This is a genomic window from Streptomyces sp. NPDC054841 (genome assembly GCF_053611045.1).
On record NZ_JBSGZO010000157.1, the window covers coordinates 1 to 17,134 of the forward strand.

17 protein-coding genes and 3 pseudogenes are annotated in these 17,134 nt (G+C 67.6%); 11 read left to right on the forward strand and 9 right to left on the reverse strand.

All coding sequences use genetic code 11. From position 1 onward, the window contains the following. On the forward strand, positions 1-599 hold a 599-nt coding region (locus ACWGI8_RS21305; RefSeq protein ID WP_453663010.1), incomplete at its 5' end, for an IS30 family transposase. On the opposite strand, the gene ACWGI8_RS21310 is transcribed toward ACWGI8_RS21305, so the two are convergent. Together ACWGI8_RS21310 and ACWGI8_RS21315 are read right to left on the reverse strand one after the other, a co-directional pair. Beyond that, the gene (locus tag ACWGI8_RS21310; protein WP_453663012.1) at positions 547-1,116 is read right to left on the reverse strand and encodes a DDE-type integrase/transposase/recombinase; all 570 of its coding nucleotides are present in this window, start codon (positions 1,114-1,116) and stop codon (positions 547-549) included. The two genes, ACWGI8_RS21305 and ACWGI8_RS21310, sit on opposite strands and share 53 nt — an antisense overlap. 102 nt (positions 1,117-1,218) lie before the next feature. Then, positions 1,219-1,506 (reverse strand): transposase, encoded by a 288-nt coding sequence (locus ACWGI8_RS21315; RefSeq protein ID WP_453663013.1) that lies wholly within the window; start codon positions 1,504-1,506, stop codon positions 1,219-1,221. 294 nt (positions 1,507-1,800) lie between these two features. Between ACWGI8_RS21315 and ACWGI8_RS21320 the strand changes: the two genes are divergently transcribed. Beyond that, positions 1,801-2,235, forward strand: coding sequence for a hypothetical protein (locus ACWGI8_RS21320; protein WP_453663014.1), 435 nt, complete (start codon positions 1,801-1,803; stop codon positions 2,233-2,235). 2 nt (positions 2,236-2,237) lie between these two features. Beyond that, positions 2,238-2,438, forward strand: a complete 201-nt coding sequence (locus tag ACWGI8_RS21325) for a hypothetical protein (RefSeq protein ID WP_453663015.1) — start codon at positions 2,238-2,240, stop codon at positions 2,436-2,438. Between the two features lie 215 nt (positions 2,439-2,653). Here the strand turns inward: ACWGI8_RS21325 and ACWGI8_RS21330 are convergent. The 6 genes and pseudogenes from ACWGI8_RS21330 to ACWGI8_RS21355 form a co-directional block, all read right to left on the reverse strand. Continuing rightward, positions 2,654-3,657 (reverse strand): annotated as a pseudogene (locus ACWGI8_RS21330) (MFS transporter); the annotation flags it as partial. Between the two features lie 5 nt (positions 3,658-3,662). Then, a protein-coding gene (locus ACWGI8_RS21335) for an IS5 family transposase (protein ID WP_453663033.1) occupies positions 3,663-4,480 on the reverse strand; the annotation gives its coding sequence in 2 pieces (ribosomal slippage) (positions 3,663-4,148 and positions 4,151-4,480; 816 coding nt in all). A gap of 377 nt (positions 4,481-4,857) precedes the next feature. Further along, positions 4,858-5,412 (reverse strand): hypothetical protein, encoded by a 555-nt coding sequence (locus tag ACWGI8_RS21340; protein ID WP_453663017.1) that lies wholly within the window; start codon positions 5,410-5,412, stop codon positions 4,858-4,860. Between the two features lie 1,258 nt (positions 5,413-6,670). Beyond that, positions 6,671-6,922 carry a mercury transporter gene (locus ACWGI8_RS21345; protein ID WP_453663018.1) on the reverse strand — a complete coding sequence of 84 codons (252 nt, stop codon included), beginning with the start codon at positions 6,920-6,922 and terminating at the stop codon, positions 6,671-6,673. A 142-nt stretch (positions 6,923-7,064) separates the two neighbouring features. Then, positions 7,065-8,402 (reverse strand): FG-GAP repeat domain-containing protein, encoded by a 1,338-nt coding sequence (locus tag ACWGI8_RS21350; RefSeq protein ID WP_453663020.1) that lies wholly within the window; start codon positions 8,400-8,402, stop codon positions 7,065-7,067. 227 nt (positions 8,403-8,629) lie between these two features. Continuing rightward, positions 8,630-9,226 carry a helix-turn-helix domain-containing protein gene (locus tag ACWGI8_RS21355; protein ID WP_453663021.1) on the reverse strand — a complete coding sequence of 199 codons (597 nt, stop codon included), beginning with the start codon at positions 9,224-9,226 and terminating at the stop codon, positions 8,630-8,632. Between the two features lie 96 nt (positions 9,227-9,322). On the opposite strand from ACWGI8_RS21355, the gene ACWGI8_RS21360 reads away from it, so the two are divergent. Next, on the forward strand, positions 9,323-10,729 hold the full coding sequence (locus ACWGI8_RS21360; protein WP_453663022.1) for an MFS transporter: 1,407 nt from the start codon (positions 9,323-9,325) through the stop codon (positions 10,727-10,729). After that, positions 10,726-10,869: pseudogene (locus ACWGI8_RS21365) on the forward strand (IS481 family transposase); the annotation flags it as partial. The gene ACWGI8_RS21360 and the pseudogene ACWGI8_RS21365, both read left to right, overlap by 4 nt. A gap of 41 nt (positions 10,870-10,910) precedes the next feature. Here ACWGI8_RS21365 and ACWGI8_RS21370 read toward each other — a convergent pair. Beyond that, positions 10,911-11,627 (reverse strand): FadR/GntR family transcriptional regulator, encoded by a 717-nt coding sequence (locus tag ACWGI8_RS21370; protein ID WP_453663024.1) that lies wholly within the window; start codon positions 11,625-11,627, stop codon positions 10,911-10,913. A gap of 203 nt (positions 11,628-11,830) precedes the next feature. Here ACWGI8_RS21370 and ACWGI8_RS21375 point away from each other — a divergent pair, with 203 nt between their 5' ends. The 6 genes and pseudogenes from ACWGI8_RS21375 to ACWGI8_RS21400 all read left to right on the forward strand — a co-directional run. Then, on the forward strand, positions 11,831-13,069 hold the full coding sequence (locus ACWGI8_RS21375; RefSeq protein WP_453663026.1) for an aminotransferase class V-fold PLP-dependent enzyme: 1,239 nt from the start codon (positions 11,831-11,833) through the stop codon (positions 13,067-13,069). Further along, entirely contained in the window at positions 13,066-14,373 is a 1,308-nt protein-coding gene (locus ACWGI8_RS21380) for an ABC transporter substrate-binding protein (RefSeq protein ID WP_453663027.1), read from the forward strand. Before ACWGI8_RS21375 ends, ACWGI8_RS21380 begins: the two co-directional genes overlap by 4 nt. A 1-nt stretch (position 14,374) precedes the next feature. Beyond that, the gene (locus ACWGI8_RS21385) at positions 14,375-15,361 is read left to right on the forward strand and encodes a carbohydrate ABC transporter permease (RefSeq protein WP_453663028.1); all 987 of its coding nucleotides are present in this window, start codon (positions 14,375-14,377) and stop codon (positions 15,359-15,361) included. Beyond that, complete coding sequence (locus ACWGI8_RS21390; RefSeq protein WP_453663030.1) at positions 15,358-16,194, forward strand: carbohydrate ABC transporter permease; 837 nt, start codon at positions 15,358-15,360, stop codon at positions 16,192-16,194. Before ACWGI8_RS21385 ends, ACWGI8_RS21390 begins: the two co-directional genes overlap by 4 nt. Before the next feature lie 129 nt (positions 16,195-16,323). Further along, positions 16,324-16,689, forward strand: coding sequence for a S26 family signal peptidase (locus ACWGI8_RS21395; RefSeq protein ID WP_453663031.1), 366 nt, complete (start codon positions 16,324-16,326; stop codon positions 16,687-16,689). Positions 16,690-16,790: 101 nt separating this feature from the next. Then, positions 16,791-17,015, forward strand: a pseudogene (locus ACWGI8_RS21400) (HNH endonuclease); the annotation flags it as partial. Positions 17,016-17,134: the final 119 nt, after the last annotated feature.

A 17,134-nucleotide genomic window follows, 5' to 3' on the forward strand; every position in this document is an offset into this window, starting at 1 on the left:
TGCTTGAGCCGTGTGCGGTGAACAGCTGCTTGCACGGTTCTGAGGGGGCGGGGACGCAGCAATGCGTCCCCGCTACCCGACTGATCATCGGCACCGACCGGTCCGCGATCGGCACGCTCGTGGAGCGCACGACCAGGTTCACGATGCTGCTGCACCTGCCACGGATGGAGGGCCACGGGATCGAACCGCGGACGAAGAATGGGCCGGCGCTGGGCGGATACGGCGCGGAGGCCATGAAGGATGCACTCGCGGCCAGGATCACCACCCTTCCTGCGCAACTGCGCCGCTCGCTGACCTGGGACCGCGGCAAGGAGCTGGCCCAGCACGCCCAGTTGACGATCGACACCGGGCTCCCGGTCTACTTCGCCGACCCGCGCAGTCCGTGGCAGCGCGGCACCAACGAGAACACCAACGGCCTGCTGCGGCAGTACTTCCCGAAGGGCACAGACCTTTCCCGCTGGGACGTACACGAGATCGATGCCGTTGCCACCGCCCTGAACTCCAGGCCCCGAAAGACACTCGGCTGGAAGACACCCGCAGAGGCCCTCAACGAACAGCTACTGTTGATCCAACAAGGCGGTGTTGCGACGGCCGATTGAGCCTGGGCTCGCTGCCGCGGTCGGTGTGGAAGATGACGCCCCGCACGTCCCCTCCGCGGGTCGTGGCAGCCATGTGCAGGGCGGCCACGACCAGGTCCGCGTCGTGGCGAGCCCCCATCGCATAGCCGAGCCACCGGCGGGAGAACAGGTCGATGACCGTGGCCAGATACAGCTTCCCCTCGCCGGTGTCGATCTCCGTCAGGTCCCCGCACCACACCAGGTCGGGGGCCTCCGCGGTAAAGTCACGGGGCACGAAGTCCGGACTCGCCGACCGCCTGCCGGGCCGCGTCAGCCCTCGGCGTCTGCGGACTGTACGGCCTGCCAGGCCGAGCTCGGCCGTGATCTTCGCGATGGTGTTCACCGAGACTCGCCAGCCCTTGCGAACCAGCGTGATCCAAATCTTCGGCGAGCCGTAGGTGCCACCGGAGTTGGTGAACTCCTCCCCGACCGCCTCCACCAGCCGCAGGTGGCGCATCTGCCGCGCGGTGGGTTGTGCGTGCGGTGCTTGTAGAACCACGACTCGCTCACTCCCAGAGCGCGGCACGAGACGCGGTGCGGGATGCCGTACACGGTCCTGAAGTCGCTGATCACCCCGACCACTTGTGCCGGTCCGCCACGGCTACCTCACCCACAGGACCATGCAGCGTTTGAGCACATCACGCTCCATGACCAGTTCCGTGTTGTCCCGCTTGAGCTGCGCATTCTCCCGCCGCAACCGCTCCAGCTCATCACTGGCACCGGCTGGTGCCGTCCCGGCCCGGCGGGCCCGGGACACCCAGCTGGCCAAGGTGGCCTCGTTGATTGCCAAATCCTTCGCGACCTCGGCGATCGCCTTGCCAGTCTCCGTCACGATCCGTACCGCCCCCTCACGGAACTCCGGATCGAACTTCCGTCGCTTCTCCGCCATGACTCCCAACTTCCCCGGGTCTTCACGCTACGAGGAGAGGGACACCGTCCCGCCAGCGGGACGGCGGGACCGCTCGAGGGGCGCGCTGACTCGACCGGCGGCGCCGACCGCAGTGCTTCCGTGGCGCTCGCGATCGGCGCCGCGGAACCTGGCGACGTGTCATCCCGAGCGGCCACAATCGCACCGGTCGCGGCCCGGACCCCTGACAGGAGCAGGTGCGTGTGCCGCTCATCGACCATCCCAACGCCCGGCCGCTTCGCGACCGCGGTGACCCTCACGCCTGAAGGAGCCACATTGACCGTCCGGCAGACCGTCTCGGAGCACGGGCTGGTGGTGCGTGTGCAGCACCACCACAACCCCTACAACTACATGCTCGACGACGAGCAACTCGCAGAACTGCTGCTGGACCTCGGACTCGGGCGCTCCGCCAGCATCTGGCGGAACCACACCGTCGCGCCCTCGGCCGCTCCGCGTGACACATACGGCCGAGCAAGCATGGGTTTCGTCCTGATGGACCCGACGGCCGGGCCCTGGGTACCCGACGAGCAGGCAGTGCTCGGCGTCATCACGGTCGGGGAAGACAGCCAAAATTCCTGCCGAATGCCGCTGCCAAGGCCGCCGGCCACCGGCGGCTCGGGAGGAACTACGGCGAGGCGGTCATCGTCGACCCCCACCTGTGTGGCAGCGGCGGTTTCCGCTACGGACACTCCGCCGGGGTACGCGGAGTGATCGTGGGGGCGAGCTCGCAGTCCACCGACCAGGACCTCTTCGAGGCCGGAGCGCTGGCCAGCGACCTCATCGACGCCATAGCCGGGCGCCATCTCGCGTGGGAGGAAAGTGTCGGCCCGGGAGACTGGTTCTCCGACACGGACGAACCCCACTCGCGGTACCGCGAGATGGTGAGCTTCTTCAATCCGGCCGACTCGGCCTGAGTGCTGCCTGAATCGCGACCACTGGCGGAGCCGACGCAACGCCGTCGTCGATCCGCGACTCATCTGCCTCGCCCCCCGACGAGCCGACATGCTTTTCGTCATGCTCCGCGACGGCACCGTCTACCAACCACCAACCCTCGTCAGCGCGTTTCAATGGCCCACCAGCGTGCATCGAAGGCGTACGCCCCCACCCACCCTGCTCGGCCTCAACACGGTCAGCCGCTCACGGGTGTCCACCGGATCTGGGTGCTGCACAGGGACACAACGATCGCCGCGGCGGCGACGACCCCCAGGCCCCACACCAGGCTGCTCGCGTTCGCGATGAAGCCGATGACCGGCGGCCCGGCGAGCAGGCCCGTCGTGCCCATGGAGGCGACCAGGGCCAGCGCGTCCGAGCCCTCTCTCGCCGCGGCCACGTAGACGCAGGGGGTCACGGCTGCGATACCCAGCCCCACACAGGCGAACCCCATCAGGGCCGGCACCACACCGTCGCTCAACAGGGCGACGGCCAGCCCCACACCAGCCAATGCACTGCCGAGGAGGACTACGCGCCCGTCGCCCCAGCGACTGCGCCAGCCGTCGGCGAAGAGGCGAGCCACCACCACCCGACACCACGGCAATGCCGATGGGCGCCACTTCCGCCGACGCTTTGGCGACCTCCTTCAGGTACAGGGCAGACCAGTCGTTCATGGCACCCTCGGTCACGGTGCCAAACGCCATGGCACAACACATCCACAACGTCATCCGGGACGGTACGGTCCATCCGCCGCGGCTCTTCTTCTCCTTCTCCTCGGCGGGCCCGTCCGCAGGCAGGAGTCCCGTCCGCGCGAATCCGGTCAGCAGCAGAAGGATGACGGCAGCCACGCCGAAGTGCACCGCGACCGTCGAGGTCACCGCGTTCATATCGGAGGCGAGGAGGGCCGCGAGCAAAGAGCCACCGCTGAACGTCGCATGCAGCCTGGCCGTGGTCTGGCGCTGGTGCCTGGCTTCGAGCGCCGCTCCCTGTGCGTTCATGGCAACGTTCAGACACCCCCACGAAGACGCCGTCGCAGCACATGACCAACAGAGCAACCGGGTAGTTCGGCGCAGTCGCCAGGGCGAGGAGCAGCAAGGTCAGGCAGAGAGCCGACAGCAGTGCAAGGCGCTGTGAGCCCAGCCGCTTCATCAACATCGCCACCAGGGGAAACGATGCTGCCGCGCCAATACCCGCGGCCATTAGAGGTCCTAACAAAGGCGTTGGACGTGTCGGTGGGTGATGAGGCAAGTGGCGAGGCCGAGGAGGGCTTCGTGAATGTCGTCGCGTCGTTCCCATCGGATGCGAAGGCGTCGGAATCCATGGAGCCAGGCAATGGTGCGCTCGACGACCCAGCGATGAACGCCGAGGCCAGAGCCGTGCGGGACACCGCGGCGCGCGATCACCGGTTTGATGCCCTGTGCTCGAACCAACCGGCGGTACTTGTCGTGGTCGTAGCCGCGATCCCCCAGCACTGCATCGGGCCGTCGCCGCGGACGTCCGACCAGGCCGGGGACGGAAGGAATCTTCTTCAGCAGGGGTATCAGCTGAGTGACGTCGTTGCGGTTTCCGCCGGTCAGCGACACCGCGAGCGGGATGCCTTGTGCGTCGACGATGACGTGGTGCTTGCTGCCCGGCCGTGCGCGGTCGACCGGGCTGGGCCCACTTTTGGGCCCCGTCGTGCGGCCCGGACATGGCTGGAGTCGATCACCGCCCGGGACCAGTCCAACTGCCTCGCAGACCGCAGCTTCGTCAGCAGGACGGCATGGAGCCGGTCCCACACGCCAGCCTCGTTCCATGCGGCAAGCCTCCGCCAGCAAGTCATGCCAGACCCGAAACCCAGCTCCTGGGGCAGGTACTCCCACTGGATCCCGGTGTGCAGCACGAACAGGATCCCGCACAAAGCCTGCCGGTCAGGCACCCGTGGGCGCCCCGCGACCAACTTCGGCCCCGGCTCCGGCAACAACTGCTCGACCAGCAACCACAGTTCGTCCGAAACGACCCACGGACGGGAGTTTCTCTTCCCCATGGACAGACCAACGAGCATCCAAGCCGACAGTCACACCACCAATGGCTTCTGTTAGGACTTCTTAGACAAGGCGCAGCGGATGCGCGGCAGTGGTCCATCGCACGGGTGACGTGCGCGCCCGAGCCGAACCGGCCCGAGCGCCGGCGGCATCGTGCGGGGCATGGACCGTATCGACGAACAGCACGTGTCCTGCCGGGGGTTAGCCCGTTCACGTCACAGAGCAGCGTTTCGATAGCACTTCGGGAGGCAGTGCCCGCGCCGGATGTCCACGACTTTGGGTTCTGGCTCACTTTCCGTGAAGCGCGCACGGTGAGTGACGGGTGGAGCTCCGCCGGGCCGTCGGGAAGTTGCCTGAAGGGTGCATGCCGCCCCGGGCGCTACCCGGCCTGGGCCCTCCGCCACTGAACTTCCTCGGCCGTCATCGGGGCATGGATGCGATACACGTCGCCGACTCGTAGAGCGTCCGGTGTGCTGTACTCGCCGTACGTACCGATGACGGAGACGGCCACTTGGGAATCGGGCTGCCAAAACGTCCGGTAGTACGGTGCGTTCGCCGGCACTTCCGGGATCTCCAGCAGGGGGACACCACGCCGCTGCAGCAAGCGCTGCAGCTTCGCGAACCGAAGCCTGGGAGTGAACCGCCCGTACCGGGCGCGGAGCGCCTCGTTGGCGAGCGTGCCGCGCCGGTAGGCGAGCCTGTGCACCTGCAAGGTGAAGTGGTGGCCCGACCAGGGATGGTCGGCGCAAGCGCGGTCCCAGTAGAACTCGGTCAGGCCGTAGTCACGGCACATGGTGCGGTCGTCGAAGTTGTTCTCACCGAAGTCCGGCCCCAGGACCTCGGTGACGCGATCGGGAGAGTCCGTGGGACGCACGCCGAGCACGGTGCCAGTGGTGACGACGTCCATGTAGAACGCCAGGGAGTACGGGGTCAACTGCTGTTCCTCGATGGGTGTGGTCGAATGCGGTGTTCGGGGGGCGTCCCCACCGGGGGTGCGCACCACCTGCGCTCACCTGGGAACCGCTGGGGCCTGCTGTGAGCCCGGCCTCAATGCCCCGGAGCCCGGGTCCCGCGCGGCCCTACGAGCTCACGCCGCCGCCTGCTCTCGCGGCTTGACACGGCTTGCAGTCGAAGGCGCAGGCCGGCGAAAGCTGAGCGCGTGCTGCCGAAGTCCAAGTGCCTTCGGCTGTCGGCCGAGCGGGGCGCCGACTGGCGCTGGGCTATGTGTAGATATACCACCACCGGTCCGCCTCCACGCGAGCCAGTTCGACATCGTATTGGCAGGCTTCGAAGCGGAACTCCGGCGGAGGGACCCCCCAGCATGGAACCTGCCAGTCCGACCACTGCACAATGTCCCCGATTCGCTGTACGACCACGGACAGGAAACCGCAGCAGCCACCTGTGCACTCAGGTTCCCCCAGCTCCACACGCCGCGGATCACCAGTCGCACGTAGGGGACTGGGACAGCCGGCAGGCAGCACGTCAGAAGCGAACGGGCCGCAGCCCCCTTCGCCCACCGTCCCTGCCACCACTTCCTCACCGTTGACCCAGAACCGCAGATGGACACCGAACCGGGGCCCCGGCGGCAGCACACTGATCTCCAACCGATCGAACATCAGATCACCCTACGGCGAGTGCTGGCCGCGAATTCCGCAGCCGTCTTGCCGAGCCGTCGCCGTGCAGCAGCCCGCCGTCGTGTCAATGTCCTGTGGGGCCCCTCCTGAGCGAGGGACGGCGCGACGCGCTCACGCCGCCAGCGGCTCTCGCGGCTTGACAAACCACATGAGGAATCGGTGAGACGAGGCAACGCCCATCTCGTGGACCGCTTCCACCTGTGCCGCTCCGGGACCTGGTCCTCGCCCAGCAAGGGCGGTGCCCAGGCGGATGCCGTCCGGAGCGGCCGGGGCGCGCCGTCCGGCCTGGTGGGTCTCAACAAGGGCACGCTCCTCACCTTCCTGGGCACCGTCGGACAGGATCCCGACGCATACGGCGCGATCATCAACATGTATTGGCTTTGTTCACGGGTTCGACAGCGGTTGTTCATCACTTCGGGAGGCGCCCCGCGGTCGGCGTGTTCGATGTTCACGAGAATCGGCAGCACTCTGGGCCGGGCATGGGCTGGCCCTTGGGGAGGATTGGCACGGCCAGTAGCGGCAGCGGTCAGCCGGTGAGTCAGCGACCGAACATTCCGATCATTGAGGGCGACGCGGTGGGCGGCAGGACCGGTGGCGGCGCCGGCGCCACCAAGTCACGGCCCCGGCGCTCAGCAGCGCGGCGGCGGTGACGGCCCACCAGCTGCCGAGCCAGGCGGCGAGCGTGCCCGAGACCGCGGCGACGATCAGGGCGGGTCCCGCGCAGCAGACGATGGCTGCGGCGGCGACGGCCGCGAGCAGGGCCGCTGTCCCTCTCTGGGCGGTCGGGTCGCGGCGTTGGGGCGGGTTCATAGCGGTCCGGCTTACTGTGCGGGTGCGGCTCAGCAGAGGGCCAAAGATGTCCGCGCCCAGGCGCTCGGCCTCGGCCTCGGCCTGGTCCAGGACGGCGCCGCTGATGTCGGCGTGCTGCCCGGTCCACTGCTCGGCACTTCGCCTATGGCTTGACTCCTGACCCGCCGGACGGTGCCTGGGAAGCACGCGGGGCGAACCCCGTCGCCGCGAAGGACGCCTGATCCCGGGACGTCGTGCCGTTGGTGATCCACCAATGCGTGGGGTCCTCGCCGTACGTCCCGAATAGGCCGTCGGCCGCCCAGTTGAAGAGCAGTTCGTCCTTGCCGTCACCGTCGAAGTCGGCAGCCCCCGCAGGCCGGGCGCGCCGCGAGTCCGCGGCGGTCCCCTTCTGCACGTTGCGCTGGACGGAGGTGCGCTTGTCGCCGTCGATGAGCGTGGCACCTTCATAGGTGGCGACCAGGATGCCGTCGCGGCCGTCGCCGTCCGGGTCGGCGGCCACGAAACCGCCGGGCCCGTAGTCGGTGCCTTCGCCCTCGGGCACCTCGGGCAGCCCGTGCTTGACCGGTGCGCCGCCACTGCCCGGGTACATGGTGAGTGATCCGGCGACGTCGGGCGCCTCCGTCTCGTAGCCGGGCTCGTCGTTGCGGCTGCCGTCGTCCCCGACGGCCACATCGCGCAGCCCGTCGCCGTCGAAGTCACCGAACGCGTGGGCGTTGCCGAGGCGCAGCTGCCTGCCGTGCGTGGACACGCCAGTGCCGGGGCGTGCCGGGTAGAAGATGTTGCCGGACTGCTCACCGTCGTTTGTTTCGTGGAGCAGCAGGGAGGTCGCGCGGGGCTTGCCGGACGGGTCGATGGCGTCCACGACGAGACCGCTCTCTTCCGGCAATCGCAGGCTGGTATTCGTGCGCGCCGGCGCACCGGACCGCGTGAACGGGCCGTACAGCACCACCAGGGACGACTCGCCCAGAGACAACTCGGTCCTCGCGAGTCCCGCGAGGTCGTGGTGTCCGTCCCCGTCGAAGTCGGCGCGCACCACGTAGTGAAGGCCCAGCTTTGATGCGCTTCGCGGCAGCTGCACCGGGGTGGCCTTGGCTCCCGCCATGGGCCCGCTGGGTCCGCCCCAGGCCACGTACGGGGCGGTGCGGTAATCCTCGGCCCCCCGGTTCTCCGCAGGCTTGTCGCTCACGGTCGTGACGAAGTCCGGGAAGCCGTCGCCGTCCAGATCGGCGACCGTGTCCGGGACGACACCCTCGCTCTTGTCCAAGCCCTCCAGCTGATCCGGCAGGCCCAAGTCGCTGCGCCCGTAGACCTTACGCGTCGACGGATCGAGCCCCGTCGCCGAGCCGTAGACCACAGCGACCCGTCCTTGGTCGGGGACGGGCACCATGAAGTCGCGATACCCGTCGCCATTGATGTCGTCGGGATCCTTCGACCCCTTCCCCGGCATCGGCACCCGGCTCTCGGCAGGCGCACCGGGCACCGGGACTCCTGGGCCCAATCGGCCACCACCGCATCCGGTGAGCGGGGCAAGCACAATGCAGACGGCGCAGACAGCGAAGGCGGGTCTGGCGGTAGGAGACTTCATGCGCCTCACCCTCACATCCCACGCCGCGCCGACTCCAGTGGGATGGGACGACTGATGCCCAGTTGTTGAGTCAGCGGAACGCGGCGCGCCCGACCGGCCGGACACGCCCTAGTTGTTGTGGGTCATGACGTTGTTGACGGGCTGGTGCGGATGATGGCTTGGTCGCCGTGGGGGCCGAACAGGTGCAGGATCTCCACTGCGTTCGTCTCGGCGGGGCCGAACCAGTGCGGTTCGCTGGTGTCGAACTCGGCTACCTCGCCCGGGCGCACGGTGAACTCGCGTTCTCCAAGGATGAGACGGAGTTCGCCCGCGAGCACGTAGAGCCATTCGTAGCCGGCGTGGGTGACGAGTTTCGGTTCACGGTACGCGAGCACCTGCTTGAAGACCTGGACCCGACCCGGGTACTGCGTCAGGGGCACGAGCACGCTTCCGCGCTCCCTGCGATGGGGTTTCAGGTGAACGCGTGGGTCACCGGTGGCTGGAGCCGCTACCAGTTGGTCCAGTGCGACGCGGTGCGTTCGAGCGAGCGGGATGAGCAGGTCGAGTGTCGGGCGCCGTTTGCCTGACTCCAGGCGCGACAGCGTGCTCACGGAGATCCCGGTGTCTTCCGCGAGTGCCTCGAGCGTGAGTCCGCGGTCGCGTCGCAGTGCTCGCAGCCGTGGCCCGATGCTGTCGAGTATCTCCGCAAGTTCGGCGTCCATGGGGTCCATAGGGTCCATAGGGTCCATTTTGCAGTCTCCGCAAATGTGCTGGGCCGGCGCTGTCACCTGATCCGAACATGGGGCGGCAGACGATCCCGGACAGAAGGTGGGCCCGTGACCACGACAATCTTGGCTGCTCAACCCGCATTGAGTGCGCGTCGGCGTTGGACGGTGCTGGCCGTCTGTGCGCTGAGCATGTTCCTTGTCGGCCTGGACACCACCATCGTCAACGTGGGCTTGCCCGTGATCGGACGTGGCCTGGGCGTGGGCACCCGCGGTCTGGAATGGGTCGTGGATGCCTACACCGTGGTCCTGGCCAGCCTCCTCATCTCCTCCGGCGCCCTCGCAGATCGCTTCGGACGACGTCGTGTGTTCCAGTGCGGACTGATCGTCTTCGGCGTTGCATCACTTGCGTGCGCGGTCGCTCCGTCGCTCGGCTTCCTTGTCGTGGCACGGGCCGTCCAGGGCGTCGGCGCCTCGATGCTGAGCCCCGTGGCCCTGGCTATCGTGGTGAACGCGATGCCCGACCCACGGGAGCGAGCCCCGGCGATCGGCGTATGGGCGTCGGTCTTCGGGCTCAGCATGGCGGCAGGACCGGTCACTGGCGGGTGGCTCATCGCAGCGTTCGGCTGGCGATCGGTGTTCTGGATCAACGCACCGATCATCGTCGCCGCCCTCGTCTTGGTTGCAGTACTCGTGCCGGAGTCCCGCGGACATCGCGCCCGGCGGCTGGATCTGCCCGGCCAGGTACTCCTCACGTTGGCCTTGTGCGTCTCGGTCGGTGTCCTCATCGAAGGACCCCGCATCGGTTGGGCCTCGCCTCTGGCGATGGCCGGCTACGCCTTGATCGTGGTTGCGACGGCCGGGTTCACATGGGTCGAGCTTCACCAGCACGAACCCCTGATGGACCTCGGGCTCTTCCGGCGACCGCTCTTCGCCACGGCGGTGCTGGGCGCCGTGGCAGTGTTCGTCGCGCTGAATGTGAGTCTTCTGCTCAACACGCTCTATCTCCAGCACGCCCGCGGATGGACGCCGCTCGCGTCAGGCATGGCGACCCTGCCCATGGCGCTTGGGGCTACCCTGTGCGCGCCGTGGTCCGGCAACCTGGTGGGGCGCCTCGGACCACGACGTCCGCTCGTCCTTGCGGGCGGGTTCACCGCCGCTGGTGGTCTGTGCATGGTGAGTCTCGGTCAGGACACCAGCGTCCTGCTGCTCCTGCTGGCCTACCTGCTCATCGGCATCGGGTTCGGCTTCGCCAACGCACCGATCACCAACACCGCAGTCAGCGGTCTGCCGCCATCCCGTGCCGGCGTGGCCGGGGCAATCACCTCCACCGCACGCCAGGTCGGCTCAGCGGTCGGTATCGCTGTCGCAGGGGGTCTGGTCACAGGCGTCAGCCCTGTCGGCCTCGCCCGTGCGTCCCATCCCGGATGGCTGCTCGTGACGGCCTGCGGACTGTTCCTCTTCATCGTGGCGCGAGCCTCCCAAGCAGCGACCCCACTGGCCCGGAGATCGGCATGACGCACAGAAGCGCACCGCTCTCCGTCGAGGGACGTCGTCGGCTCATCGAGCGCTGCAAGACCCGTCCGATCGCACACGTCGCCGCGGAGATGGACATCTCTGGTGCCTGTGCATCGAAGTGGGTCAGCCGCTATCGCCGTTAAGGCGACCTGGGCCTGCTCCACCGGTCCTCCACACCGCATCACCATTCGTTCGCCGGCTCGTCCACGGCATCCTCGGTCACCGGCGGGCGGGTGGCGCTGAGCCAGCGTTCGCTACGGGCGATGTGAGCGGCCGCCGCACTCGCCGCCGAGGCCGGGTCGCGGTTTGCCAGGGCGGTGACGATCGCCCGGTGGTCCTCGTCGCCCGCCCTCTTGAAGTCCGGCCCCTCGGGCAGCGCGAAGACGCGGTAATGGCGGGAGCGGGACCGGAAGACCGTGAGCAGCGCTTCCATGGAGGGACTGCCGCCGATGCGGGCGATCTCCGCATGGAAGCGGTGGTCGTTGTCGGCGAACTCCGCGGGGTCCACGCTGGCCTCGATCGTGTCGAGCAAGCCGTAGAGGGTCTCCAGCTGCTCGGGCGTGATCCGGGCGGCGGCCTGCGCCATCACATGCGACTCCAGGACCCGCCGGATCTCGAAGAGCTCCAGCAGGCCGTCGAGCGGTAGCAGTTCGACCGTCAGGGACAGCCTGCCAAGAAGATCCTCCGGCCGCAGCTGTGAGACGAAGGTGCCGGAACCGTGCCGCGCCTCGACCGCGCCCAGGGCGGCGAGCATACGAACCGCCTCACGCAGGGAACTCCGCGAAACCCCGAGCTCCTCGCACAGATCGCCCTCCGGTGGAAACCGCTGGCCGGCGCCGAGGCGGCCGCTGGAGATCATGCGGCGCAAGCCGTGGAACGCCTTGTCGACTGCGGACATCGCTTCCTCCCGTAGTGGCCCGTGCGGCAGCGCCCGGCAAGGGCCAGTCTAGGCCAGTCGTCATACATCACTCCGGCGAGGAGCAAAGTCATCAGATGTCTTTGGCCTGAACTCTTGTTTCAACGGCTCGCTGTGGGCAGTATTTCGCCCAGTCATCACACCTCTTCTGGTGTCTGTCTGATGTCCAGCCGGCTTGGAGTCTCGTGAGCACGACAGACCTCACCACTGCCCCGCGTCCGCTCGCGCTCGCGGACGGCCGCCCCGCCGCCGCTGCCTGGTCACTCGATCCCGCGGTGAAGCACCTGAACCACGGGTCGTTCGGGGCGGTCCCGCTGCGGGCCCAGGAGGAGCAGAACCGGCTGCGTCGGCAGATGGACGCCTCGCCCGTGGAGTGGTTCCCCGCACTGCCGGGGAAGGTCGCGGCCGCACGAAGGGTGATCGCCGGCTTCCTCCGGGTCGCGGTCGACGACCTCGCCCTCGTCCCCAACGCCAGCGGCGGCGCGAGCGTGACCTACGCGAACGTGCCGGCGCGACCAGGCGGCGAGGTCCTGGTCACTGATCACGGCTACGGCGCCGTGACCATGGGAGCCGAACGCCTCGCCCGTCGCTGGGGCGGCACGCTCCGCACCGTCCACGTGCCGCTCGACGCCGACGCCGACACCGCGTACGAGGCCGTGGTGGCGCAACTGAGCGAAGCGACCGGCCTCATCGTCCTCGACCACATCACCTCGGCAACTGCACGGTGGATGCCGGTGGAGCGCATCGCCGAAGAAGCCCGCAGGCGCGGCATCCCGATCCTCGTGGACGGCGCTCATGTGCCCGGACTGGCCGAGGACCCCCTCTCCGGGCTCGACTGCGACGTCTGGGTCGGCAACCTCCACAAGTTCGGCTGTGCCCCGCGGGGCACAGCAGCGCTGGTGGCGCGCACGGATCTGCGTGACAGCCTCTACCCGCTGATCGACTCCTGGGGCGCTCCCGAGCCCTTCCCCGACCGCTTCGACATTCAGGGGACCGTGGACGTCACGAGCTATCTCGCCACGCCCACCGCCCTCGGCTTCGTCGAGGACACCTGGGGCTGGACGACCGCCCGCACCTATATGCGCGAGCTGGCCGACTACGCGGAACGAATCGTCGCGTCGGCCTTCTCCGAACTGACCGGCGAGGACTGCCGCGTGGACGTGGGCATGCCGGTCAACGCCCTGCGGCTGGTGCGGGTCCCCACCCCGCTGGCCGCCACCCACGCCGAGGCCGACGCGCTGCGCGACCGGGTGGCTCAGGAGCTGGGGGTCATGACGGCGTTCACCAGCTTCGGCGGCGTCGGCTATCTGCGCCTGTCGACGCATGTGTACAACACGGCAGCCGATTTCGAGTACTTCGCCGAGCACTGCGTCCCCGTGCTCGGCGCATGGTCCCGTAACCAGTCCCACGGAGGACAGCGATGAAACGCAGGAACGCAGTCGCCGCTCTCGGCCTCGCCCTCACCATGACCGTGACCGGTTGCTCCGCCATGGGCGGCGGCTCCAGTGACGGGACCGTCACACTGCAGATGGTCGAGAGCCTCACCAACCCCGCGCGCACTGAGGTGCTGAAGCAGCTCATCGCGGACTTCGAGAAGCAGAACCCGAAGATCAAGGTCAATTTGATCTCGCCGCCGACCGGCCAGGCGGACCAGAAGATCCAGCAGATGCTGCAGTCCGGCAGCGGCGTCGACACGCTCGAGGTCCGGGACATCACCGTGGGCCCGTGGTCGAACAACGGCTGGCTCCACGACATGAGCACGGACCTCAAGGGCTGGCCGGGCTGGCAGGAGCTGACCGACAATGCCACCAAGGCCGCCAAGAACCCTGAGGGCAGGACGTATTTCGTGCCCTACGGCTTCTACGGGCTGAGTCTCTTCTACCGGACCGACCTCACCAGCCAGGCCGGGTACAAGAAGCCTCCGGGCACCTGGGAGGACCTGCTCGAGCAGGCGAGTGCGATCCAGGACAAGGGCAAGCGCCGCTACGGCTACGCCTTCCGGGGCGGCCCCAATGCCAGCAGCAACGTCACGGCGATCATCGAGGCGTACGTCGCCGACAGAATCGACCCGGCCAACGGCTACAAGCTGGCCGACGGCAGCACGATCTTCTCCGCGCCGGAGGCGCGCGAGGCCTTGAAAACGTACTTCGAACTGTTCAAGAAGGCCTCGCCGCCGTCCTCCATAGCCTGGGGATACCCGGAAATGGTCGAAGGGTTCTCCAACGGTTCCACTGCCTTCCTGCTCCAGGACCCGGAAGTGATCGCGACCCTGCGGGAGTCCAAGGCGATCAAGGAGGATCAGTGGACCACCGCGCCCCTGCTCGCCGGCCCGGGAGGAAAGGCCGTCCAGCCGCTGGCAACCGCCGGATGGGGCGTGGCCAAGGGCAGTAAGCACAAGGCCCAGGCCGTCAAGCTCGTCGAGTTCCTGTCGGAAGGCGAGGCGTCGACCACGTTCGCCAAGAAGAACAGTCTCGTCCCGATCCTGAAGCAGGCCGGCGAGGACACGTTCTACAAGACCGGGCCGTGGGCCAGCTACGTGACGATGAACCAGAACCCGGACAGGTACGTCACCGTCACCCAGCCCCGTGATGTGCCCTGGTTCACCGAGTGGACGCAGAAGGCCGACGCGGATGTCCAGAAGGTGCTGCTCGGCAAGAAGACGCAGGAGCAGCTGCTCGCCGACTGGAACGCGTACTGGACCGCCAAGTGGAAGAGCGAGAAGAGCTGACATGCGGGCGGGCACGGCTTCCCCAGCGCACGAACAGACGCCCGGCCCCTCCCGCAAGGAGGGCGCCCGTCCCGTCAGGACGGCAGGCGGCGGCCGGCGCAAGCGCGAATTCACCACCCGCCGGGGCCTGGTGATCGCCACCTTCATGGCGCCGGCCGTGATCTTCGTGGCAGTGTTCACCTACTACCCGATGGTGGCCGGCAGCCAGATGGCCTTCCGCCACTGGAACCTGACGGACCTCACGGACAAGTCGTTCGTCGGGCTCGGCAACTTCCAGGAGATCTTCGGCGACCCGCTCTGGGGCACCGTGCTGAGCAACACCGCCGTGTGGGTGGTCGCCTCGATCGTGCCCCAACTTGTCATCGGCTTCGCGCTGGCCCTGTGGCTGCGGCGCCGCTTCCGCTTCCGCGGGCTCTACCAGGCGCTGATCTTCTTCCCATGGGCCATCTCCGGCTTCCTGATCGGCATCCTGTTCCGCTGGATGTTCAACAGCGAGTTCGGGGTCGTCAACGACCTGCTGATGAAAGCACATCTGATCGACGAGCCGGTGGCATGGCTGGCCGACCCGAAGACGGCCATGGTCGCCATCGTCGTCGCCAACATCTGGTACGGCGTGACCTTCTTCGCCATCATGATCCTCGCCGCCCTGCAGTCGATCCCCGACGAGATCTACGAGGCGGCAGCGCTGGACGGCGCGGGCAAGGCGCGCACACTGTTCCAGATCACGATCCCGTACATCCGGGCGACGCTGGCGCTGACGGTGCTGCTGCGCGTCATCTGGATCTTCAACTTCCCGGACATCATCTTCGGGACGACGGGCGGCGGCCCGAACAACGAGACGCACATCGTGACGACCTGGATGATCAACATCACCCAGCAGGGCGACTACGGAAAGGCATCGGCACTCGGCCTGCTGGTGGTCGCTGGGCTCCTGCTGTTCTCGGTCTTCTACCTCACAGCCACACGCGAGAAAGGAGCGAAGCCGTGAACACCAAGGAGACCTCGGCCGGAAAGACCGTCAGGATCGCTTTCCTCACGCTCTGGCTCATCTTCACCGTCTTCCCGCTGTACTGGATCGCCATCACCTCGTTCAAACCCGCCGGCGCCATCTTCACTTTCCCCCTCGCGTACTGGCCCGAGGACTTCTCCCTGGAGAACTACGCCGGGCTGTTCGACAAGTCCCAGTTCGGCGTCTACCTCACCAACAGCCTGATCGTGGCCACGGTCGCCGGCACGGTCGCCACCGTCATCTCGATGCTGTCGGCCTATGTACTGGCCCGGTTCGAGTTCCGCAGCAAGACCGCCCTGCTCATGGCCGCCCTGGTCACCCAGATGATCCCCGCGTTCATCGCGCTGGGACCGCTGTATCTGCTGATGACCGATCTGCAGCTGGTCGACAACCGCTTCGGGCTGGTCCTCGTATACATCGCGGTCTGTATCCCGTTCTGCACGGTGATGCTCCGGGGCTTCTTCGAGAACATCCCCGACACCCTCGAAGAGGCCGCAATGATCGACGGCTGCTCACGGTTCGGTGCGCTGTTCCGGGTGCTGCTGCCGGTGATGAAGCCGGGCATCATCGCTGCCTTCATCTTCAACTTCGTGAACTGCTGGAACGAGCTTTTCCTCTCCGTCACGCTGATGAACAGCGACGACAACAAGACCGTTCCCACGGCGCTGAACGGCTTCATCTCCAGCTTCAATATCGACTGGGGTTCCATGTCCGCCGCGGCCGTTCTGACGATCCTGCCCACCATGGTGCTCTTCGCCATCGCCAGCAGACACATCGTCCAGGGGCTCACCGCCGGCGCCGTCAAGGGGTGAGCGCGCCGGGCCGTAAGTGGCACTGGGCCGTCGACGCCAGTGCCGCATCAGGCAACGTTCGCCTCGCTGGGTGGAGCACGGAGGAATAAATCGGTGGGGTGATGCAGGGGAATTTGCCACGATCAGCGGATGGGTGCATTGGATGCAGTAGCAGGCAGGGTTGCCGGCGGCGCCACCGTGGCGTTCCGGCCCAGCGGCTCCTCGATGGTCCCACTGATCCGCAGTCGGCAGCGAGTGGTCGTTGCTCCGGTCCACCCGTCGAAGTTGGAGGTCGGGGACATCGTCCTCGCCCGTGTCGCCGGGACGGTCTACTTGCACTTGGTATCGTCCGTGGACCCCGCTGGGAAGCGGGTGCAGATCAGCAACAACCGTGGCCGCGTCAACGGCTGGACCAGCCACGATCGTGTCTTTGGTATCTGTGTGGCAGTCGACGGTGTCACCCGGTCAGGAGTCGTGGGCAAGACGCTCGCAGCCAACTCCAACGACTCCTCCTGAACCTCACACCCCAGCGGCATCGGGCCGCCACGCTATGCGGGTAGCCGAGGATCATGCCAGTGCCTTGGAATATCGCAAGGTCGGAATGACGCTCCCCGCCAGCTGGCGGCTACGGATGGACTGCGGCCCGACGCGAGGCCTACGCCAACGACCAGGGAGTGGCCCGTTCGTTGGTCGCGGTCACTGCCTGCACGAACCGGAGCAGGGCTGACCAGGACCCGGCGCAGTGGCTGCCGCCGGCGGCTGGCCAGTACTGCCGGTACGCCGCCGAATGGACGGCGACGAGACTGCGCTGGGGCCGGTCGGCCGATGCCGCGGAGCTCGAGCATGGCCGGCTGCGCACGGCTGGGTTGAGGACCAGGTGTGGACCGCCGCGCGTGTGGCCACGCTGATCGGCAGGAAGTTCAGCCTGAGCGTCGCCCTGGCCATCCACGAGCACGCGGAG

Bases quoted from the DNA above. Each gene is read 5' to 3' on its own strand.
- ACWGI8_RS21385 (WP_453663028.1), top strand. From the start codon at position 14,375: ATGCGGGCGGGCACGGCTTCCCCAGCGCACGAACAGACGCCCGGCCCC.
- ACWGI8_RS21395 (WP_453663031.1), top strand. From the start codon at position 16,324: ATGGGTGCATTGGATGCAGTAGCAGGCAGGGTTGCCGGCGGCGCCACC.
- ACWGI8_RS21355 (WP_453663021.1), bottom strand. From the start codon at position 9,226: ATGGACCCTATGGACCCCATGGACGCCGAACTTGCGGAGATACTCGAC.
- ACWGI8_RS21345 (WP_453663018.1), bottom strand. From the start codon at position 6,922: ATGAACCCGCCCCAACGCCGCGACCCGACCGCCCAGAGAGGGACAGCG.
- ACWGI8_RS21370 (WP_453663024.1), bottom strand. From the start codon at position 11,627: ATGTCCGCAGTCGACAAGGCGTTCCACGGCTTGCGCCGCATGATCTCC.
- ACWGI8_RS21380 (WP_453663027.1), top strand. From the start codon at position 13,066: ATGAAACGCAGGAACGCAGTCGCCGCTCTCGGCCTCGCCCTCACCATG.
- ACWGI8_RS21315 (WP_453663013.1), bottom strand. From the start codon at position 1,506: ATGGCGGAGAAGCGACGGAAGTTCGATCCGGAGTTCCGTGAGGGGGCG.